Source organism: Salinimicrobium catena (genome assembly GCF_900102915.1).
GTDB classification, from domain to species: Bacteria; Bacteroidota; Bacteroidia; order Flavobacteriales; family Flavobacteriaceae; genus Salinimicrobium; species Salinimicrobium catena.
This window is the reverse complement of record NZ_FNGG01000001.1, coordinates 368463-388219: the sequence shown is the minus strand read 5'-3', so window position 1 is coordinate 388219 and position 19757 is coordinate 368463. Positions and strand designations below refer to the sequence as shown.

General features: G+C 44.3%; 20 protein-coding genes and 3 tRNA genes. 10 read left to right on the top strand and 13 right to left on the bottom strand.

The window, feature by feature from the left end; genetic code table 11:
• Positions 1–5 precede the first annotated feature (5 nt).
• Complete coding sequence (locus BLS64_RS01740) at positions 6–788, top strand: enoyl-CoA hydratase/isomerase family protein (RefSeq protein ID WP_093111110.1); 783 nt, start codon at positions 6–8, stop codon at positions 786–788.
• A 49-nt stretch (positions 789–837) separates the two neighbouring features.
• Entirely contained in the window at positions 838–1911 is a 1074-nt protein-coding gene (locus tag BLS64_RS01735) for a PA0069 family radical SAM protein (RefSeq protein WP_143019257.1), read from the top strand.
• Here the strand turns inward: BLS64_RS01735 and BLS64_RS01730 are convergent.
• The 3 genes from BLS64_RS01730 to BLS64_RS01720 form a co-directional block, all read right to left on the bottom strand.
• A complete protein-coding gene (locus BLS64_RS01730) occupies positions 1908–2573 on the bottom strand; it encodes an HD domain-containing protein (protein ID WP_093111108.1) in 666 nt (221 codons plus the stop codon). The two genes, BLS64_RS01735 and BLS64_RS01730, sit on opposite strands and share 4 nt — an antisense overlap.
• 2 nt (positions 2574–2575) lie before the next feature.
• Positions 2576–3307 carry a lysophospholipid acyltransferase family protein gene (locus BLS64_RS01725; protein ID WP_093112243.1) on the bottom strand — a complete coding sequence of 244 codons (732 nt, stop codon included), beginning with the start codon at positions 3305–3307 and terminating at the stop codon, positions 2576–2578.
• A gap of 132 nt (positions 3308–3439) precedes the next feature.
• The gene (locus BLS64_RS01720) at positions 3440–3850 is read right to left on the bottom strand and encodes a BrxA/BrxB family bacilliredoxin (RefSeq protein ID WP_093111106.1); all 411 of its coding nucleotides are present in this window, start codon (positions 3848–3850) and stop codon (positions 3440–3442) included.
• 166 nt (positions 3851–4016) lie between these two features.
• Between BLS64_RS01720 and BLS64_RS01715 the strand changes: the two genes are divergently transcribed.
• Entirely contained in the window at positions 4017–4751 is a 735-nt protein-coding gene (locus BLS64_RS01715; RefSeq protein WP_093111104.1) for a TerB family tellurite resistance protein, read from the top strand.
• A gap of 6 nt (positions 4752–4757) precedes the next feature.
• On the opposite strand, the gene BLS64_RS01710 is transcribed toward BLS64_RS01715, so the two are convergent.
• Positions 4758–7046: a TonB-dependent receptor gene (locus BLS64_RS01710; protein WP_093111102.1), complete on the bottom strand. Its 2289-nt coding sequence runs from the start codon at positions 7044–7046 to the stop codon at positions 4758–4760.
• A 106-nt stretch (positions 7047–7152) separates the two neighbouring features.
• Here BLS64_RS01710 and BLS64_RS01705 point away from each other — a divergent pair, with 106 nt between their 5' ends.
• From BLS64_RS01705 to BLS64_RS01695, 3 genes are read left to right on the top strand one after another with little or no spacing between them, the layout of a single operon-like run.
• A complete protein-coding gene (locus BLS64_RS01705; RefSeq protein WP_093111100.1) occupies positions 7153–7815 on the top strand; it encodes a metal-dependent transcriptional regulator in 663 nt (220 codons plus the stop codon).
• Positions 7812–8633, top strand: a complete 822-nt coding sequence (locus BLS64_RS01700; protein WP_093111098.1) for a ZIP family metal transporter — start codon at positions 7812–7814, stop codon at positions 8631–8633. Before BLS64_RS01705 ends, BLS64_RS01700 begins: the two co-directional genes overlap by 4 nt.
• A 36-nt stretch (positions 8634–8669) precedes the next feature.
• Complete coding sequence (locus BLS64_RS01695) at positions 8670–9074, top strand: hypothetical protein (protein WP_093111096.1); 405 nt, start codon at positions 8670–8672, stop codon at positions 9072–9074.
• 161 nt (positions 9075–9235) lie between these two features.
• On the opposite strand, the gene feoB is transcribed toward BLS64_RS01695, so the two are convergent.
• The 3 genes from feoB to BLS64_RS01680 all read right to left on the bottom strand — a co-directional run bounded on the left by feoB (position 9236) and on the right by BLS64_RS01680 (position 12373).
• Complete coding sequence (gene feoB, locus BLS64_RS01690; protein ID WP_093111094.1) at positions 9236–11335, bottom strand: ferrous iron transport protein B; 2100 nt, start codon at positions 11333–11335, stop codon at positions 9236–9238.
• Positions 11336–11337: 2 nt separating this feature from the next.
• On the bottom strand, positions 11338–11568 hold the full coding sequence (locus BLS64_RS01685) for a FeoA family protein (protein WP_093111091.1): 231 nt from the start codon (positions 11566–11568) through the stop codon (positions 11338–11340).
• Positions 11569–11707: 139 nt separating this feature from the next.
• Complete coding sequence (locus tag BLS64_RS01680) at positions 11708–12373, bottom strand: SCO family protein (RefSeq protein ID WP_093111089.1); 666 nt, start codon at positions 12371–12373, stop codon at positions 11708–11710.
• A 157-nt stretch (positions 12374–12530) separates the two neighbouring features.
• Here BLS64_RS01680 and rseP point away from each other — a divergent pair, with 157 nt between their 5' ends.
• Positions 12531–13898, top strand: a complete 1368-nt coding sequence (gene rseP, locus BLS64_RS01675) for an RIP metalloprotease RseP (RefSeq protein WP_093111087.1) — start codon at positions 12531–12533, stop codon at positions 13896–13898.
• Between the two features lie 234 nt (positions 13899–14132).
• Here the strand turns inward: rseP and BLS64_RS01670 are convergent.
• The 6 genes from BLS64_RS01670 to BLS64_RS01645 all read right to left on the bottom strand — a co-directional run bounded on the left by BLS64_RS01670 (position 14133) and on the right by BLS64_RS01645 (position 17555).
• Positions 14133–14206: transfer RNA gene (locus tag BLS64_RS01670), tRNA-Asn, on the bottom strand.
• 46 nt (positions 14207–14252) lie between these two features.
• Positions 14253–14326: transfer RNA gene (locus BLS64_RS01665), tRNA-Asn, on the bottom strand.
• Positions 14327–14503: 177 nt separating this feature from the next.
• Positions 14504–15349 carry a pyrroline-5-carboxylate reductase gene (gene proC / locus BLS64_RS01660; RefSeq protein ID WP_256325184.1) on the bottom strand — a complete coding sequence of 282 codons (846 nt, stop codon included), beginning with the start codon at positions 15347–15349 and terminating at the stop codon, positions 14504–14506.
• A 196-nt stretch (positions 15350–15545) separates the two neighbouring features.
• Positions 15546–16097, bottom strand: coding sequence for an HD domain-containing protein (locus BLS64_RS01655; protein ID WP_093111083.1), 552 nt, complete (start codon positions 16095–16097; stop codon positions 15546–15548).
• Positions 16098–16184: 87 nt separating this feature from the next.
• On the bottom strand, positions 16185–16550 hold the full coding sequence (locus BLS64_RS01650) for a hypothetical protein (protein WP_093111081.1): 366 nt from the start codon (positions 16548–16550) through the stop codon (positions 16185–16187).
• A gap of 15 nt (positions 16551–16565) precedes the next feature.
• Positions 16566–17555: a DUF1028 domain-containing protein gene (locus BLS64_RS01645; RefSeq protein WP_218124591.1), complete on the bottom strand. Its 990-nt coding sequence runs from the start codon at positions 17553–17555 to the stop codon at positions 16566–16568.
• A gap of 230 nt (positions 17556–17785) precedes the next feature.
• On the opposite strand from BLS64_RS01645, the gene BLS64_RS01640 reads away from it, so the two are divergent.
• The 3 genes from BLS64_RS01640 to BLS64_RS01630 all read left to right on the top strand — a co-directional run bounded on the left by BLS64_RS01640 (position 17786) and on the right by BLS64_RS01630 (position 19601).
• Positions 17786–17857 (top strand) — tRNA-Arg (locus BLS64_RS01640).
• Positions 17858–18073: 216 nt separating this feature from the next.
• Positions 18074–18604 carry an Arm DNA-binding domain-containing protein gene (locus tag BLS64_RS01635; protein ID WP_093111079.1) on the top strand — a complete coding sequence of 177 codons (531 nt, stop codon included), beginning with the start codon at positions 18074–18076 and terminating at the stop codon, positions 18602–18604.
• Positions 18585–19601, top strand: a complete 1017-nt coding sequence (locus BLS64_RS01630; RefSeq protein WP_093111077.1) for a VapE domain-containing protein — start codon at positions 18585–18587, stop codon at positions 19599–19601. The genes BLS64_RS01635 and BLS64_RS01630 overlap by 20 nt, the downstream gene beginning before the upstream one ends.
• Positions 19602–19757 lie beyond the last annotated feature (156 nt).

The following is a 19757-nucleotide window of genomic DNA, read 5'->3' as shown; positions in this document are numbered from 1 at the left end:
CCAATATGAAATTCACGAACATCTTATTCGAAAATAATAACGGAATAACAACAATCACCATCAACAGGCCTTCGAAGCTCAATGCCCTGAATAAGGCGACCATACACGAGCTGCACCTGGCATTTAATAAGGCGCAGGAGGATAAGGATGCCAAGGTGATCCTCCTTACCGGAAGCGGGGAAAAAGCTTTTGTTGCAGGTGCCGACATTAGTGAATTCGCCGATTTCTCCCGGGAAGAAGGAGAAAGACTTGCAGCTGAAGGCCAGACACAGTTGTTTGATTATGTTGCTAACTTTTCCAAGCCCGTGATCGCCGCGATCAACGGTTTTGCTTTGGGTGGCGGTCTTGAGCTTGCTATGGCAGCACATTTCAGGATAGCCAGTGACAACGCAAAAATGGGTCTTCCCGAAGTTTCTCTTGGGGTAATACCTGGTTATGGAGGCACGCAGCGTTTGCCTCAGCTTGTGGGTAAAGGCAGGGCTTTTGAGATGATCATGACCGCAGGTATGATAGATGCCCGGCAGGCACTGGAATATAATCTGGTGAATCATGTGACCACTCCTGAGGACTTGTTGTCTCTGGCTGAGCAGATCGCCGGTAAGATCATGAAAAATTCCATGGTGGCCATCTCAGCAGCTATAAAGGCCGTGAATGCCAACTACGAAGACGGTGTGAACGGATTTGAAATAGAGATAGAGGAGTTCGGAAGATCATTTGGAACAGAAGATTTCAAAGAAGGAACTTCAGCCTTTCTCAACAAGCGCAAAGCAGATTTCCCCGGAAAATAATTGTATGGAAATTTTCCAATAATTAGGATATTTTCCTAATTTTGTTCCTGTGAAGGGGAACGAGCATATTGAGGGTAGAGGAGCGCAGCACCAGGTAGCCAACAGGTTCTTTGAACTGAGCTATGAAATGAGGGACGATTTCCTCAATTATTGTGCTGCAGAAGGGGAGGAAGCAACAGATAGCAGAACCACTTTTATAGACACTTTTCCGAATACTATAGTCAACAAGGTGAACAGCCCCGATGTGGGGCTGGAATTTTCCCTCAATCCATACCAGGGATGTGAACATGGTTGTGTTTACTGCTATGCTCGAAATTCCCATGAGTACTGGGGATATGGACCCGGGCTGGATTTTGAGCAGAAAATCCTTGTTAAAAGGAACGCAGTGGAGTTGCTCGAGCAAAAGTTGAGAAGTAAGAGCTGGAAGGCTGCACCCATAGTGCTTTCAGGAAATACAGATTGTTATCAACCCATAGAAAGAAAGCTGCAGATAACCCGAAAGTTGCTGCAGCTTTTCCTTAAATACAAGCATCCCGTGGGCATCATCACCAAAAATGCCCTTATTCAAAGAGATATAGATATCCTGGAAGAGCTGGCAAAGGATAACCTGGTGCGGGTCAATCTCTCGATCACTTCGTTAGAGGAAAAGACCCGGCAGCTGCTCGAACCTAGAACTGCTAGCATTAAAAAGAGGCTGCAGACCATTGAGAAACTTTCCGAAAAGGACATTCCTGTCAATGTGATGATGGCGCCCATTATTCCGTCAATAAATAGTCATGAGATATTGCCTTTGATCAAGGAAATTGCCGAAAGGGGCGCGTGTGGGGTAGGTTACACCGTAGTAAGACTTAATGGCGCTATAGGCGAGGTTTTTTCTGAATGGATAAGAAGAGCGATGCCCGACAGAGCCGATAAAGTACTGCATCAAATAGCCGAATGTCACAATGGAACTCTTAATGACAGCAGGTTTGGTACGCGTATGAAAGGCGAGGGCAACATTGCCGACCAGATATCCCAGCAGTTTGCCATTGGGAGAAAAAAATATCTTTCAGGCAGGGAGCGGCCGGTGCTCAATTGTGATCTTCACGAGCAGTATAAAGACGGGCAACTTAAACTTTTTTAGGCTTCCTCTTCAGATTCTGTGCCCCATTCCCTGTAGAACTCTTCCAGGAACAATTCCATGAACTGGTGTCTTCTTTCAGCGATCTTTTTGCCGGTTTTTGTGTTCATACGATCCTTCAGTAAAAACAGCTTTTCATAGAAGTGGTTTACTGTTGGCGCGGTGGAAGCTTTGTACTCTTCCTTGCTCATGTTGAGGTTCGGCTTAATGGCCGGATCATATAATGCGCGGCCTTTGTGCCCGCCGTAATTGAAAGTTCGGGCAATACCTATGGCTCCCAGGGCATCGAGCCTATCGGCATCCTGTACCACGTCCAGTTCAGGCGAGGTGAATTCCTGCTCAATATTTCCTCCTTTAAAGGAGATGTTCTCAATGATCTTGACCACATGATCAATTACATTCTCAGGAACCTGTTGCTCCTTTAAGAACTCGCTTGCCACGATAGGTCCCACAGATTCATCGCCGTTATGGAATTTTGAATCGGCAATATCATGCAGGAGAGCTCCAAGTTCGACAATGAAATGATCCACGTCTTCGCCAGCGGCAATTTCTCTGCTGTTCTTTACCACTCTTTGAATGTGGAACCAGTCGTGTCCGCCTTCGGCATTCTGCAGGGTGGTTTTAACAAACCTTCGGGTGTTCTTCAGGATCTTATCCTTTTCCATAATTATCTGATATCTGCAGTTATGGTCCTTTCTACAACCGCCACCAGATTTTCGGGCGCATCGGAGTTTACCGGAATAGGTTCGTGAACCTTGAACTTGATATGCGTTCCAATTCCCATCGGAAAGCTTCCGTAGCGAAAAAGCTTCCATGAATTGTTGATGGTGATTGGAACAACAGTAGCTTCGGGCATTTTCTTAAGGAGTAATTGCAGTCCCTGTACGGCGAACTTTTTAGGCGCTCCTGTACGACTGCGGGTACCTTCAGGAAAGATCACAGCAGACCGATTGTTCTTGTTGAGGTAGCCGGCGAATTTTGCCATTTTCACCAGAGCTTCGCGGCCGTTCTTGCGGTCAATAAGCAGGTTTCCGCCGTGCCTTAAATTATAAGAGATGCTGGGAATGCCTTTTCCGAGTTCTTTTTTGCTCACGAATTTTGGGTGGTGCTTTCGCATGTGCCAGATAATAGGCGGTATGTCATACATCCCCTGGTGGTTAGCCACAAAGATGCAGGGCCTGTCGGTTGGCAGTTCATGCTCATTTTCAAAACTGTACTTGGTGCCCAGAATGTTGAGGCAACGCAGCAGGAAAAAATTGAAGATATCCACACTTTTTTTGTGCGCCTGATATCCTCCCAGCTTCAGGCTGAGCCACTGTATAGGGTGAAATATGAGGAGGGTCAAAAAGAAAAATAAATAGAACAGAAGAGATAATGGGTAGGCGAGGAGCTTCTTTATTTTTTTCATTTCAATGTGGTTGCAGAAATCAGGGGCAATTTCTCAAAATAATTCGGGTGGTACAAGTGGTAAAAGGGTATAAAAAAAGGCTGTGGGTTTATCCACAGCCTAAAATGTTCTTTTTGAAGGATCTTAGCAGAATTCGTTATATGCTTCCATCAAATTCTCTGCGATCATTTCGGCCGGACGGCCTTCAATGTGGTGTCTTTCTAGCATGTGAACTAGCTCCCCGTCCTTGAACAAAGCCATAGATGGCGATGAAGGAGGGAACGGCACCATATAATCACGGGCCTTATCTGTAGCTTCCCTGTCAACTCCTGCGAAAACAGTGTACAGGTTATCTGGGCGTTTGCTGTTCTGTAGAGACATTCTGGCTCCCGGGCGTGCATTTGCCGCGGCACAACCACAAACCGAGTTCACCACTACCAGGGTGGTTCCCTTCTTGGTCATGGCCTCATCAACTTCTGCTTCTGTATGTAATTCTTGAAATCCAATGCTCGTCAAATCCTCACGCATTGGCTTTACTAATTCCGGTGGATACATATATCTAATTTTTTTATTAAGACTTAATAGTCTGCAAAGATACCAAATTAAGTTAAGCTGTGTAAATTTCTCAGGGATAAAGCTTTGGCTGCTAAAGGCTTTAAAGGAAGACTGCTTCGCGCTGAGAGCTTTAAAATGTTATCTTTGCTTCTGAAAAATTTTGTGCATGATCAAATGGATCGCTGCCCTGTTAGGATTCATGTTCTACGGATTTCGGGGAGCTATTTTAGGATTTATTATTGGAAGTCTTATTGATAACCTTACTTCTTCTTCCCGAAAGGGTGGTGGTTTTGGCATGTTTGGGCGGGAAGAGCGGGTCACCCCCGGAGATTTCGAGCTGCACCTGCTGTCGCTTTCTGCCATTGTGATTCGGGCAGACGGCAAGGTAAGCCAGCAGGAGATGGATTACGTGAGGATGTATTTTGTACAGTCCTATGGAAAAGATCGTGCAAATGCCATTTTCAGAACATTTAATGAGGTGGTGAACAAAAGGGAAATGAACGCGGCAAGGATCGCCCAGTTCCTGGCGCAACGCACCCAATATGCGGCACGGCTGCAGATCGTTCACTTTCTTTTTAGCATAGCCAATGCCGATGGGCAGGTGAGTACCGCCGAAGCGAACAAGATAAGGGAGATAGGAAAGTATTTGCGATTGGGTGTGAAGGATTTTGAAAGCATCATGGCCATGTTTTTCAAGACCACCGATAATGCTTATAAGATCCTGGAGATCGAGAAATCGGCCACCGACGCCGAGGTGAAAAAAGCCTTCAGGACCATGGCCAAAAAGTATCACCCAGATAAGATCCAGAACATGGACGAGGCTTACATCAAAGGTGCCGAGGAAAAGTTTAGGAAAGTCCAGGAAGCTTACGAGCAGATCCAGAAGGAGCGAGGGTTCTAAAAAGGCTTATTGTAGCAGTTTATTTCCGAACTTGAAACCTACGAAAACCGTTCTAGGCCTGGACGGTCCATAGACATAGCTGGCATCCCGGTTCACCCCCATATCAAGATCCTGCTGGTAATGATCAAAAATATTCTGCACTCCCAGGTTTAGCTCCAGCTGAAAATTCTTTGCGAGTTCGAAAGTATAGGCGGTTTTAAAATTCAGTTCCATGAAGTCACGGGTCTTTTCAAGCCTGTCCTTTTCAATGTAGCCTGCCAGGTGAGGCACATACATGCTTCCTGTGTAAACCCCTGAAAGGTTGTTCTGCCAGTTCTTCACCGGCGCGTAAGTAAGAATGAAGTTTCCGTAGATATTAGGCGATTTAAAGAAATTGCGGGCGTGGTCAAGGGAAACTTCAGGATCATCGCTATACCTCACCGGGGAATCATAAAGTGCTTTCTGGAGCGTCCCTCCCATTTGCAGGATCCAGTCTTCATTTGGCGCGTACACAGCATCCAGGTTGAGGCCATAAACATTTGCCCCTTCGCCGTTCCTCTTTTCATAAACGGTTTCTGAAATGAGTTCCAGAATGAAGGGAGCCTGGAGCCGGGTGTAAAAGCTTTCAAAGGTAAGCCGGTAATTCTGCTCAAGGGTGCTTTTACTCCATTCTACCGAAGCCAGGTAGCTGTGAGAGGTTTCAGACTGCAGGTCCTCTGAAAAGGTGACCAGGCTAACCTCCCCCGCTGCGATACGGGCGTGGATATCTTCGGTAAAGACCTGGGGTGCCCTGAAACCTTTGGCGTAACTGGTACGAAACTGGAGCTGTTCGGTTGGTGAATAAAGCAAATTCAGCCGCGGATTGAAAACCACATTTTCATCGGCTGCATTGTGCAGGTCTGCCCGAAGACCACCAAGTATTTTCAGTTTATTCGTCGCCTGCCATTCCTGCTGGGCATAGATGCCTAAAATGTTAAGGTTCTGGTCTATTTTTGCACTATAGCCAGGTTTGCGGTCCCGCATTAAGTTGTTCTTGAATTCCCCGCCGGCAGTGAAGGTTGCCGGGGAACCAAGAAAATCTTCCTGCGGCAGAGAGAATTGGGCTCCCAGTAAATAGGTATGATCAAGAGAATTTCCGAAGCCTTTAATGCTTTCTTCATATGTTTCCCCTTTGCCTCCGTAGAAATTCTCATTTTCAGAAAGCTGTGCCGTGCTATAAAGCGAGTACCTGATCTCTTTATTTTTTGAAAAGGCTTCGTAGGTGATGCCGCCGCCTATTACTTCACTTTCTATCTGTTCGGTAATATCGGCTTCAAAAGGTACAAGGTGTAATTTGTTTCCGCCGCGTCTAAACTCCTGGATAGTATGAAAATCCACGCTTAATTCACTGCGGTCGTTAGGCTTAAAAAAGGATTTAAAACCAAAAGTGTTATTTTCCACGGTAGTGATCTCGGTAAAGCCATCGTTATTGTGGTCATACGGATTACGATCCCTGAACATCCCAAAAACGTTCATTCCGGCATTGAAGTCATTGGATAAAATGGTGCCGTTCACGGTTACAGCCTTGTCACCGGCTTCTGCGTTGATCGCAGCGACGTTTGCGGCGACCTCAAAATGATCTTCAGTAGGCTTTTTTGTGATGATGTTGATGGTACCGGCAATGGCATTTGATCCGTATAAGGCCGAACCACCTCCGCGTACAACTTCTATACGATCAATGGAATTGGCAGGGATCTGGTCCAGCCCATAAACTCCGTTAAGGGCGCTAAAGACCGGCCTGCTGTCAATAAGGATCTGTGAATAGGCACCGTCAAGTCCGTTCATTCGCACCTGGGAAAAGCCGCAATTCTGGCAATTGGTTTCCATTCTTAAACCGGGTTGAAAATTGAGGCCTTCACTCAAACTTATGGAATTGGTGGCCTTAAATTCTTTTGAAGAGGTAACCGAAACGATCACCGGGGCGGTATGCCTCAGTTGACCTGTTCGGCTGGCAGAAATAACCACCTGGTCCAGACCTGTAATGTCCTCCTGTAGGGCGAAGTCCATTTTTCGAGGTTCAGGTTTTAAAAGGTCCAGGTGGCTTTTTATGGTCTTATACCCTATTGCCTTTACTACAATATCATAGTGGCCCAGGGGAGCTTCTAATGAATATTTTCCGCTTTTGTCTGTGGTTGTTCCTTTTTCTGTTCCTTCCAGGTAAATATTCACGAATTCAACCGGGTTGCCACCAGAAGTGACAGTTCCCGAAACACGTGCCGTTTGCCCGGCCAAATTGAACACAGATATACAAAGGAAGAAAGTAAAAAAAGATCTCAAAGCAATATAATTTTTAGCAAAGTTATAAATATATTTTAGATGTATCTAAAAATTGTTTCTGAATAATAAAAAATGTAGTTTTGGGGTGTAAAAACACACCTCGTTTATGTTCAGTTTTTCAGAAGAAAATTATTTAAAGGCCATTTTTCACCTTCAGAAGAAATATTCGGGAGGAGTGAGCACCAATGCTTTGGCCGAACAAATGGAGACCAAAGCCTCCTCGGTCACCGATATGGTCAAGAAACTTTCAGACAAGGAGCTGGTAAAATATAAGAAATACCAGGGGGTAAAACTGAGCGAAAAAGGGAAAAAAACAGCGGTTGAGGTGATACGGAAACACCGGCTGTGGGAGGTTTTCCTGGTTGAAAAACTGAATTTTTCCTGGGATGAGGTACACGACATAGCAGAGCAGCTGGAGCATATCAAGTCAGCGAAACTTACCAACGAACTGGACAATTTCCTGGGAAATCCAAAAAGGGATCCGCATGGAGATCCTATTCCCGATGCGCAGGGGAATTTCCGTATCGCCAATAACCTGCTCCTGGCCGATCTCGAAAAGGGTCAGACGGGAGTTTGCGTGGGCGTAAAAGATTCTTCCACCGAGTTCCTCAGGTACCTTGATAAGAACCACATTGCCCTTGGGAAGCAGATACATATTGTCTATAAGGAAGAATATGACAAGTCACTGCTCGTAAAAATTGATGATAAGGAACTTTTGATCTCCCATACTGTTTCAAACAACTTATTTGTAAAACCTATTGAATCATGAACAATATAATCGCATACTTTGAATCGATTGACCCGGTTTGGGCAGCCTTTTTAGCCACATTGTTCACCTGGGGGTTAACGGCGACCGGAGCATCGTTGGTATTCTTCTTTAAAAGAATGAACCGGGCGCTTTTTGACGGGATGCTTGGCTTCACGGGCGGAGTGATGGTGGCAGCCAGTTTCTGGAGCCTTCTTGCCCCGGGGATCGAAATGAGCGAAGGAGAAGGATTTCAAAAGGTGATTCCTGCAGTGGTTGGATTCGGCCTGGGTGCATTTTTCATTTTTGGGCTGGACAAGGTTTTACCTCACCTACATGTGAATTTTAAAATGGCCGATAAAGAGGGGGTGAAAACTCCCTGGCACAGATCTGTACTGCTTACTTTGGCCATTACCATGCACAACATTCCTGAAGGACTTGCAATTGGAGTGCTTTTTGGCGGGGCAGCCATGGGGCTTGAAGGGGCTAGTATTGGTGGAGCAGTAGCACTGGCAATGGGAATCGGTCTTCAAAACTTTCCCGAAGGTTTCGCGGTGGCCATGCCTTTAAGAGGACAGGGGCTAAGCAGGTGGAAAAGCTTTAATTACGGGCAGCTTTCGGCTATCGTGGAACCTGTGGCAGCGGTACTTGGAGCCTGGGCAGTGATGACCTTTGAGCCCATTTTGCCTTATGCCTTGTGTTTTGCGGCAGGAGCCATGATCTTTGTGGTAGTGGAGGAGGTGATCCCGGAATCACAACAGGAACGGTATACAGACATTGCCACCATGGGCTTCATCGGCGGTTTCATGGTAATGATGACCCTGGATGTTGGGCTGGGTTGATCTGTAATACCCGGATGTTTACCTCGTCCTTAGAGTATGAAAAAATTAGGGATCATCCTGTTCATGCTTTTTAATTCCAGTCCGCTGATGTTTGCTCAGGGAGCTCAAAAGAGCGAGGTAGCTGAGATGGATTCTTTAAAGTTAGGAGAGGAAAAAATTTTCGGGGATATTTCAGTTGAATTTATAAAGGTGATCTCTGATTCCCGATGTCCGGAAAGCGTAGCCTGCATTTGGGAAGGAGAGGCTAAAATACTGCTGGGGACCAACTTCAACCGGAATTATTTTGAAAGGCAAGTGACCATATCCGGCAGGACTTCAGAAGTATTAGAATTGGGAGAGATCAAGTTCTCAAGTTTGCAGTTAGATCCTTATCCGGCCACGCCAAAAAAGATCACTCCTAAAGAATATTCTTTAGGATTCCTACTGGATATTGCTCCTTAATGACAGCTTCCACACTCAGTGCCGCAGGATTTGTTTGAAGCTTTGCTTTTTCCGAAGAGGAATTTTGGCTTATAAATGAACTTCGTGAACATGTATCCTACTGCCCAAAAAAAGGTGATAAAGACTAATATTTCCTGAATCATTTCCATCATTTTTAAATTCTAACTCAAAGCCTGGAATGCAGCCAGGGCAGCGATATAAGCTATCCCGGTCATGGCTACTAACTGCAGTACCGGCCATTTCCACGTGTTGGTTTCTCTTTTTACGATAGCCAGGGTGCTCATACATTGCATGGCAAAGGCATAGAATAACAGGAGACTTACTCCGCTGGCAAAGGTGAAGAGTGGTCCGCCCAGGATGGGATTGACTTCTGAGCTCATCCTGGCCTTAATGGTTTCTTCCTCATCGCTGCCCACGCTGTAGATGGTAGCAAGGGTCCCAACAAACACTTCTCTCGCGGCAAAGGAACTTACAATGGCTATGCCAATCTTCCAGTCATAACCCAATGGGGCTACCGCCGGCTCTATGGCTTTTCCTATATTGCCGATATAGGAATGCTGTAATTTATAAGAGGCTATTTTATTATCTAATTCTTCCTGCGGAAGATAGGTTTCACTGAACTTTTCCTGAACTATGCTTTCGGCGTTATCAAATTCATCTCCCGGGCCGTAGCTTGCCAGCACCCACAGGATGATCGAAATTGCGAGAATGATCTTTCCGGCACCAACCACGAATGATTTTGTCTTTTCCAGCACATTGATCCCCACGTTCTTCAAGATGGGCATTTTGTAATTAGGCATTTCGATCACAAAGTATGATTTGCTCTTGATCTGAAGCATTTTATGAAGCACCCAGGCTGCAAAGATGGCCATAAAGAAACCAAGCAGGTAAAGCAGCATAAGGGTTAGCCCCTGAAGGTTAAAGCCTAAAAATGATCTGTCTGGGATGACCAGGGCGATAATGATTAGGTAAACTGGCAGCCTTGCCGAACAGGTGGTGAAGGGTACCACCAGAATGGTAATAAGACGCTCCTTCCAGTCCTCAATGTTTCTTGAAGCCATGACGGCCGGGATGGCACAGGCAGTCCCTGATACCAGCGGCACAACGCTTTTTCCGCTTAATCCAAATTTCCTCATGGTACGGTCCATCAGGAAGACTACGCGGCTCATGTACCCGCTTTCTTCCAGTATGGAAATGAACAGGAAGAGGAAGGCGATCTGTGGGATGAAGATCACTATCCCGCCAAGACCGGGGATGATGCCTTCTGCAACCAGGTTTGTAAAATCTCCGGCAGGGAAATTCTGTTTTACCAGTTCGCTCAAGACCACAAAGCTATCGTCAATAAAATCCATTGGATAGCTGGACCAGTCGTATATCGCCTGAAATATCAGGAGTAAAATGGAAAAAAAGATCACATAGCCCCACACCTTATGAGTTAGAATACGGTCAAAATTTGCCCTAAGCCCCTTAGCCGCGTTGACATCAACGCTCATTGCCTGTTTGAGGACTCCGTTGATGAACTGGTAACGCAGAATGGTTTCTTTCTGCTGCATCTTTTTCAGGGTGCTTTCGTCCTTGGTGCGGAAATCCTGTTTGTTATCAATGCTGTTCCGGTTCAGGTTTCCAAAATTCACATCCTGGGTAATCACCAGCCAAAGCTTGTACAGCGACTGGTTAGGAAAGGCATTCCGTAGCTTATCAAAATAGGTAGGATCCATTACCGAAGCATTCAAACAGGGCTCTGTAGAGATGTGCCGGTAATTGAGAATATGTTCCTTAAGTTCTTCAATTCCCGATTTTTTTCGGGCACTTACCAGTGCTATCCTTGTCTTAAGTTGTTTCTCGAGTTCAGGAATATCTAAAGAGATCCCTTTTCTGCTCATCCTGTCAGCCATGTTGATCACCAGGATAGTAGGGATCTCAAGATCTTTTATCTGGGTAAACAGCAAAAGATTCCTTTTCAGGTTCTCCACATCGCTCACCACCACTGCCACATCGGGATAATCTTTATCGTTCTTGTTCAGCAGCAGTTCAATGACCACGTTCTCGTCAAGAGAGGAAGCGTTTAAACTGTATGTTCCGGGCAGGTCAAGAATATGAGCTTTAACGTTCCGCGGAAGTTTACAGATCCCTTCCTTCTTTTCAACAGTTATTCCGGGGTAATTACCCACCTGCTGATTTAAACCTGTAAGCAGATTGAATACCGAGGTCTTACCCGTGTTGGGATTCCCGATAAGTGCAACATTGATCTGTTTTCCCATTTTTAGGGGAGGATTTCTATTTGAATATTCAGGGCCGTTTCCTTTCTAATGGCAAGGTGGCTTCCGTTGATATTGAGGTATAACGGATCTCTGAATGGGGCCATTTGCACCAGCTCTACTTCATTACCGGGAAGACAGCCCATTTCCAGCAGCTTCAAGGGGATCACCTCTGCCGAAAACTCTTTTATGATACCGCGCTGGCCTCTCTTCAAATCTGCGATCGTCTTACTCAATGTTTATTTAGATTGATTTTAAACAAGGCAAAAATAAGGCAAAATTCAGGATTACAAAAACTTGTAAAGCGAAAAGAGAGAATTAAAAAGCGCAAAGCTGATCCTTATCAGAAAAGCGGAAGTCTTAACGAGGAAAATTTCACTCTTTTTTGAGAATTTCTATGTCGTGCAGCAGATCATCTATGGCCTCGGAACTGGTCCCATCATAGAAGCCCCTAATGCGTTTTTCTTTATCTACCAGCACAAAATTCTCTGTATGTATCATGTCAAAAGGACCCGCGTCTCCCTCGCTTTTGGCCGCAAGGTAGGACTTACGGGCCAGGTCGTAGATCTGTTTTTTATCGCCTGTAACCAGGTTCCATTTCGCGTCATTTACGCCTTTTTCGAGTGCGTATTTCTTTAACTGCGGAACACTGTCTGCATTTGGGATCACGGTGTGTGAAAGCAGGAGGACTTCAGGATCGTCCTTCAGCTTCTCCTGTATCTTCAGCATATGATCGGTCATGATAGGGCAAATGGTTTGGCAGGTTGTGAAAAAGAAATCGGCTACGTAGATCTTTCCGTCGTAGAAATCCTGGGTAATAGTATCCCCGTTCTGGTTGTAGAGCTTAAAATCGGAGATAGTGTGGTATTTTCTCACCTCCTGAATGGTGGAGTCTACCAGTTCATTACTCACCATGTTGGGCTGATATACCGGAAGCCGCTCCTGTGGTTTCAGAACATTGTAAATGATCAAAATAATGATAGCCGAAAGCACAAAAAGGAATATTCCGAAGAACTTATATTTCGCGAAGAAACGGAGCATACTGGACTGATTTTCCGCAAAATTACATTCTAAATATCAAATTAGGGAAGTCGCAGCCCGGAATTTTACGTTGAGAAATTCCCATGCAGGTGCAGGGACTTTTTTAGCAACCTTTAAAAGGTTACTTTTGTGCGATTTTAATTTTCGAAGATTGCATATGGATCCGTTTTTTATAAAAGCTTTACAACTCATTTTAAGTTTGTCAATCCTTATCGTGCTGCACGAACTGGGGCATTTTATCCCGGCGAAGCTGTTCAAGACAAGGGTTGAAAAATTCTTCCTCTTTTTTGATGTCAAATTCGCTCTTTTCAAGAAGAAAATAGGTAGTACAGTATATGGAATTGGTTGGCTTCCGCTTGGAGGTTATGTAAAGATCGCGGGAATGATAGATGAAAGCATGGACCGCGAGCAAATGGCAAAACCACCGCAGCCATGGGAATTCAGAAGCAAGCCTGCATGGCAGCGATTGATCATCATGGTGGGTGGGGTGACCGTGAATATCATCCTGGGATTCCTGATCTACATGATGGTGTTGTTCGTTTGGGGAAGTCCGTATATCACTCCGGAAGACATGCCCAATGGATTTGCCGTAGATGACACTTTTAAAGAAATGGGCTTCAGGGATGGCGATCGTGTGCTTGAGGTGAATGGAGATGACCTGAAGAACAGTATAGATATCAATAAATATCTTTTTCTAAGGGATGTTGAAAGCATCACTGTTCTGCACCAGGACGGGCAAACAGAGACCATTTCCATTCCCGAAGAAATAGGTTCTACCATGTTCGAACAGGGAGTGCTGCAACCGTTCGTGCCAATGGAAGCTCCGGTACTTGATTCTGTGGTTGCCGGCAGCCCTGCGGAAAAAGCCGGATTGAAGAAAGGAGACAGGATCATTTCTGTGAACGATGTGGAAATAGGCTTCTGGCATGAATTGACCCGCGAAATAGGGGAGAGCCAGGACAAGCCGCTGGAGATAGTTTTTAGACGTGACGGAAAATTTGAGAGCATGGAGCTGGACCAGGAAGGTGAGCGGGTATTGGCAGGAGGATTGAGAACCATTTCGGTCACTCCCAATGAAGAAGGAAATATTGGAATAAGCAAGGCAAGTTCTATCAATATCAGGAAAGAAACCTATTCTCTTGGGGAAAGCGTCAGCAAAGGATTTGACCTCGCGTATTGGACGCTGCACGATTATGTGGCGCAGTTCAAATATGTGTTCACCAAGAAAGGTGCGACCCAGGTTGGTGGTTTTGGAGCCATTGGAGGATTATTCCCCGATGCATGGAACTGGCAGGCATTCTGGATGACCACAGCTTTTATTTCAATCATTCTTGCCTTCATGAACATACTGCCAATTCCGGCGCTTGATGGTGGGCATGTGATGTTCCTGTTATATGAAATGATCTCCGGAAGAAAACCCAACGAGAAATTCATGGAATACGCGCAGCTGGTAGGGTTCATCATTCTTATTGCCCTGGTGCTGTTCGCTAACGGAAATGATATCTACAGATGGTTGTTTGAGTAAAAATAACTCTTGATAAGGAAAAGAAAAGGCTGAAGATAACTTCAGCCTTTTTTAATTCCGGATACTTAATATTTAATGGGTAGGTAGTATTGTGATAAAAAAAAGCCACCTTATAAAAGATGGCATTTAAAAAGCTCCTCCTCTTGGGCTCCCCTCGACTGCCGCTCGGGACAGGCTTCTCGCCCAAAAGTTTTTAAAATAAAAAGCCCCACATAAAAATGCGGGGCTTCACTGCTCCCCCTCTTGGGCTCGAACCAAGGACCCTTTGATTAACAGTCAAATGCTCTAACCAACTGAGCTAAGGAGGAATTTCAATATGTCCAGAATTTTTGAAAAGCCTTCTGTTGCTTTTTGCTCCTCCTCTTGGGCTCGAACCAAGGACCCTCTGATTAACAGTCAGATGCTCTAACCAACTGAGCTAAGGAGGAATGTTTGCAATCAATTTTGCGGATGCAAATATAGTGTTATTTTTAATTTTCGCTAAATATTCGAATAAAAAATAAAAAGAAATTTGGGTGTCAGGAATTAAGATCTTTTCCCGAAAAAACATAAAGAAGCCCGGTTTTCAAAACCGGGCTTTTCTCTGTCTCTTAAAGAGCTGAAATTTAATCTTCTTCTCCCAGCTCTACTGCCCTGTTAAAGGCGGCGTAAGCGGCTTCCTTAATAAGTTCTTTCACGTTGTTATCGTCCATGGAGTCAAGAGCGGCCCTTGTAGTTCCTCCTTTTGAAGCCACGCGGTCCATCCAAAGAGTTGGGGAAAGATCATTGCGGTTAAAAAGTTCTACCGCTCCTTCAAAGGTCTGGCTTACCAGTACCCTGGAATCATTATCTGAAAAGCCCATTTTCTTGGCAGCTTCGAGCATAGAGTTCATGAAGTAGAAGACATATGCAGGACCGCTACCCGAGATCCCGGTGGAGGCATCAATGAAATTCTGGTTTTTCACATGGATGGATTCTCCTGTTGTGTCCAGTAAATTCCTGATCATCAAAAGTTCCACCCTGGAAACCTCTTCAGATTCAGTATAAGAAGTAACCCCTTTTCCTACCTGTGCAGGTAAATTGGGCATGGTACGAACCACCTTCTTTATTCCAAGTCCTTGTTGAATGGTTTCAATGGTCACCCCGGCCATAAGGGAAACTGCTATTTGCTCCTCGTTCATCATGGGCTTCATCTTTTCAAATAGTTCCTCGCTGTGATAAGGTTTTACCGCAATGAAAACCACGTCTGCTTGAGGTAAGGCATCTTCCATTTTCTCATAAACATCAAACATTCCCATTTCCTTGAGGGATATGATCTTGTCTGGAGAAACATCAAAGACCATTAACTTTCTGCGGTTCAAATAAGTTGATGAGGCCATTCCTTCCGCATATGTAAGACCCATATTTCCTGCACCAATAACTAAAACTTTCATTTGTGTTTTTTTAGATTTCTTTTGCCTGAAAAGTAACAGACAAAAATTTACGAATAAATTTTCAATACCAGTATGTGCAAAGACTGTACAGGGCTACTTAATTATCTCCTTTAATGCGGAATTTGGTGGGAGAGTTGGTGTTAGGTGTTGAATTTAAAGGGGTTGTGAAGATTTGAGGTAAGGGTGTCAACACGTCATCTTTTCAGGTTTTCTGAAAATAAGTCAGAAAAAGAGGTTATTTTACATTTCTTCCAGAAACCGGCCTGTCGTTATTAAGAACATACAATCCTCGTTGTACTTCGTAACAGGCTTTTAAAAACAGGCGGAAATTTCCTCCCTGCAGGGCTTCGGTAAGAGCTGCCATTTCAGGGATGTAGCGACGTGCAAATCCCAGGTCATTTTGAATGATGTCGCGGGTATTATCAATAACATCAGCTAGCTTAATTGTCTTGGCTGCCTTGCTAATATTGGATTGGCGGACCACTTCTTTTTCCTTTCTTTTTCTCCTGTTTAGGTGTGGGTACTTTTCCTTTACGTATTCATCTGTTAATTCATCAACCAGCAGGGCCACTTTCTGGCCAAACTTCCTCTGAATGTCACGTATTGAAACAGGAGTGTCTTCTACCACATCATGCAGGTAGGCGGCACAGATCATTTCAGTAGTATGCGGCACCGTCCTCACCAGCCCTGCAACCCTTATGGGGTGTTGAATATAGGGTTCATCCCCGTATTTTCGAAGTTGGTCACCATGAGCCTCCCTGGCAAATTCCAATGCTTTATCTTCCATGGCTCTTTTCTTTTTAAGGTACAGATTTTCTGTTTCCTTAAGAAATTACCACTGCGAAAAATCTGCTAAAACTCGGGTTATGGAATGTTATGATTTTTCCAATTTTGCCCCTACCGGAATAGAGCAATCGTGGTAAGGCTCGCCGTGAGGAGGATTCACATCTGGTGTTTGGTCAATCCTTATTGGGGATACCGAGGTAGACGGCAATTCGGAAGTAGGTGTCGGGTTTGAAGTTGTCGCGGCATCTAAAGGCGCTCCTACCGGCAGGTCGCACCTGTGTCCCGGAAGACCGTGAGCAGGGTTCACCTTGATCTTATCTTCTGTAACCTTGCCTGGCGCTTCATTTTCGGTTTGCGCTGCAGCCTGTTCAGGGTCTTTCTCCTGGTCTTTGCAGGAAACGACTATACTCAGTAAAAAGGCAAATAGCATCAGGTTAATTCCTCTTGTTTTCATATCGGTCAATTTTTGCTAATTTACAATTTCTTCCAATTCTTCTTCCGAAATATTTAAAAGGCCCGAAGCGGGCAATCTTCTGGTCATTTCCCGCCAGTTCTCATCCTGCTGGAATATAGAGTCGAACATGGGCTTAGCCTCCTGCAACCTTCCGCTGTTGGCCAAAGCTATCGCGGTCCAGTATTGCATTTCCAGGTTTTCCGGAAACATTTCCATGGCCTTTCCGTAGAACTCAAGCGCTTCAGCGACGTTTTCTTCCTCCATGGCAACATCTCCTTTGTTCATGAATTCATAGGCGCGGGCAACCTTCAGAAGCCGGCCCAGTTCTTCTACGGGAGCATGGTGATCATCCACCCGCAGGTCTATGCGCTTATCCTCCCACTCATTATCCACTTTTTCGGGGCCCACCACGATCAATGCCGCCGACTGCTTTCCGCGAATATCACCACCGGTTTGCTGGGCTGCTTCAAGGACCTTTAGCACCCTTTCGGCCAGGGGTAGATTAGGGTGGCTTCTAAAAGCCAGTTCCATAGCAGGTACCACCTCATTATTAAGCATCATATTGGCCTGGACGGAAAAATTCTTTCCTGTAATGTGATCGGCTGCCTCCACGCATTTTTTTCCTGTGAAAGCTTCAGTGCGACCTGCATTGTCCAGGAAAGCTACCTGGCGGAATTCCTTCCCTTCATCCTGGGCGATAAGGATCCCTAATGCTTCCGAAGCGGTTTTTCCTTCTTCCATAAGCTTCAGGCCTTGCGGACCATAAGCCGGGTTCACAAAAGACTGGGTGGCGACTACGCCCACGCCAGATTCTCCCCAGGGCACCAGTGATCCTACAGAGAACCAGTGGCTTTGTACCCCCACGGCCATTTCGCCTGTTACCGAATCTCGCGCCACTATTGAATAGGTGTGGGCGAACTGATCTTTGAAAACTCCTGCGTTTTGAGAAAATGCACTGAGGCTAAATGTCATAAAAAGGACGAAGGGTAAGTTTCTTATGCTCATGTGGTTAATTTTCCTAAAAATAAGGAATAAATTCGGTTTGCTGATTTGAGTAAAAAAATAAAGCTATGGGTAGGGAAACTAAGGGGAACTTTTTAAATTTGTTCCCGCCTGATGCGGCTGCATAATAAGCTTCATTGGGTGAAAGTAATTTTGGCCTCGTAGTTCAATGGATAGAATAGCCCTGAAGCATCGGGGTCCTAAACTTTAGACCAACCGGCCACTCAATAATAGGCCTCGTAGTTCAATGGATAGAATAGAAGTTTCCTAAACTTTAGATCCAAGTTCGATTCTTGGCGAGGCTACTTTAACATTTCTTTAACATATTAAAAACCCTGATAATCAATGAGTTGTCAGGGTTTTCATTTTTTTTGATGTTATTTGAAATAAGATGAAATTGAAGAAAAAAGTTCACAAATCGTCAACATTTTTCCAGCTTTTGTTTCTATCTTAAAAGGTCTTTTGTTTACTCAAAACTGGTGATTGGATTCTCGTAAAATGTCTAAGTAAAAACATCAGTTATGCGAACAAATGCAACTTTTTCAGTCCTATTCTGGGTCTATTCCCAGCGTACAAAAAATAATGAGGCGCCTCTTTATGTCAGAATAAGCGTAAACAGAAAGAAGCTAAATATTAGCCTCAAGAGAAAAGTGGAAGTAAATCGCTGGGATTCCGTAAAACAGCGAGTAAGAGGAACAGGAACTAAAGCTAGGGATCTAAATTTGTTTCTGGATCAGGAACATGCTCGTCTTGTTCAAATTTATCAGGAAATTCGGTATCAAGGAAAAGTAATTTCTCCGGAAAACATCAAGGCAAGATATTTTAAAGAAGATCAGAACCTATTTACTTTCGAGGATCTATTTCTTTATCATAATGAGAATATGTTTTCCAAGTTGAAGAACAATACTTCACGTCTCTATCTTACAAGCCAAAACTATATCCGACTTTTTTTAAAAAAGGAATACAATAGGAAAAATTATTATTTGGGAGATCTTGACTACAGTTTCATAATACAATTGGGAGAAATTAGAAGTGAATTCATTTCTCATTGAGCTAGCCCAGGCTAACATAGAAATCTCCTTATCAAAACTGGAAATCTTCCTTAACTCTCATCTGATTCCAAAGTTTAATCCGCTTGGAGAATATTTTGAATCTTTACCTGACTGGGATGGAAAGGATCATATAGTGAAGCTCGCCCGTTATTTGCCATTGAAAGAACAAGCTTTATTCGAGTATCATTTCAAGAAGTGGTTGGTTCGATGTGTGAAATGTGCCTTGGAGGAACAGTATTTTAATAAGCAGTGTCTTGTCCTGGTGCAGGCACAACAAAATTCAGGAAAGTCAACCTGGTGCCGTTTCCTGTGTCCTCCTGAATTGCGGACCTATTTTGCTGAGGACATGAGTACGGATAAAGATGCCAGGATTCAGCTGGCAAGGAATTTCCTGATCAACCTTGACGAATTGTCTGTCCTGGCAAAAAAGGAAATCAATGCTCTGAAAGCCTATTTTTCTAAAACTATGATCAATGAAAGATTGCCGTATGACCGGAAAAATACTTCCCTCCAAAGAATATGCAGTTTTGTAGGCTCAACTAATAGGACCACTTTTCTTAATGATGAAACAGGATCTGTGCGATGGTTGTGTTTTGACCTTCTGGGAAAGATCAACTTTGACTACTTCAAGGAAATAGATATTAATGATGTATGGGCACAGGCATATCATTTAGCCTATAGTGAAGAAAGTTTTGATCCGGAACTATCATTACAGGATATTCTGCAAAATGAAGAACGCAACAAACCATACAAAGAACCTTCCATGGAGGAAGAATTTCTATCGAAGTACTTTGAAATTAGCAGTGATCCAAATGAATTTATGACTGCCTCGGATATTATTGCCAGTCTTAATTGCATTAATTCACGGTTGAATGTGATCAGCATGGGAAAGGCATTAAAAAGCCGTGGATTCGAAAGGATCAAAGAACCAAAGCGACAGGTTTATGGATACCTGGTCCGCCCTCTTTTTAAAAATTCTCCTCTGGAGCTATTGTGAATTAGGTAATATAAAAAACAGTAAAAAAAAGTTACCTAGTTACCTAATAAAGGAAAAGCCGGTTCAATAAAGAGTTCTAAGCGGGTAAAAGAAAAAAAATTAATGTTACCTAATCTTACCCAAGGGTAAGATGGGTAAGATCAAGAAAGATAGCTC

Coding starts and splice junctions, on each gene's coding strand:
- BLS64_RS01740 (WP_093111110.1), top strand. CDS start 6: ATGAAATTCACGAACATCTTATTCGAAAATAATAACGGAATAACAACA.
- BLS64_RS01730 (WP_093111108.1), bottom strand. CDS start 2,573: ATGGAAAAGGATAAGATCCTGAAGAACACCCGAAGGTTTGTTAAAACC.
- BLS64_RS01720 (WP_093111106.1), bottom strand. CDS start 3,850: ATGTATCCACCGGAATTAGTAAAGCCAATGCGTGAGGATTTGACGAGC.
- BLS64_RS01715 (WP_093111104.1), top strand. CDS start 4,017: ATGATCAAATGGATCGCTGCCCTGTTAGGATTCATGTTCTACGGATTT.
- BLS64_RS01705 (WP_093111100.1), top strand. CDS start 7,153: ATGTTCAGTTTTTCAGAAGAAAATTATTTAAAGGCCATTTTTCACCTT.
- BLS64_RS01700 (WP_093111098.1), top strand. CDS start 7,812: ATGAACAATATAATCGCATACTTTGAATCGATTGACCCGGTTTGGGCA.
- BLS64_RS01695 (WP_093111096.1), top strand. CDS start 8,670: ATGAAAAAATTAGGGATCATCCTGTTCATGCTTTTTAATTCCAGTCCG.
- feoB (WP_093111094.1), bottom strand. CDS start 11,335: ATGGGAAAACAGATCAATGTTGCACTTATCGGGAATCCCAACACGGGT.
- BLS64_RS01680 (WP_093111089.1), bottom strand. CDS start 12,373: ATGCTCCGTTTCTTCGCGAAATATAAGTTCTTCGGAATATTCCTTTTT.
- rseP (WP_093111087.1), top strand. CDS start 12,531: ATGGATCCGTTTTTTATAAAAGCTTTACAACTCATTTTAAGTTTGTCA.
- BLS64_RS01655 (WP_093111083.1), bottom strand. CDS start 16,097: ATGGAAGATAAAGCATTGGAATTTGCCAGGGAGGCTCATGGTGACCAA.
- BLS64_RS01650 (WP_093111081.1), bottom strand. CDS start 16,550: ATGAAAACAAGAGGAATTAACCTGATGCTATTTGCCTTTTTACTGAGT.
- BLS64_RS01645 (WP_218124591.1), bottom strand. CDS start 17,555: ATGAGCATAAGAAACTTACCCTTCGTCCTTTTTATGACATTTAGCCTC.
- BLS64_RS01635 (WP_093111079.1), top strand. CDS start 18,074: ATGCGAACAAATGCAACTTTTTCAGTCCTATTCTGGGTCTATTCCCAG.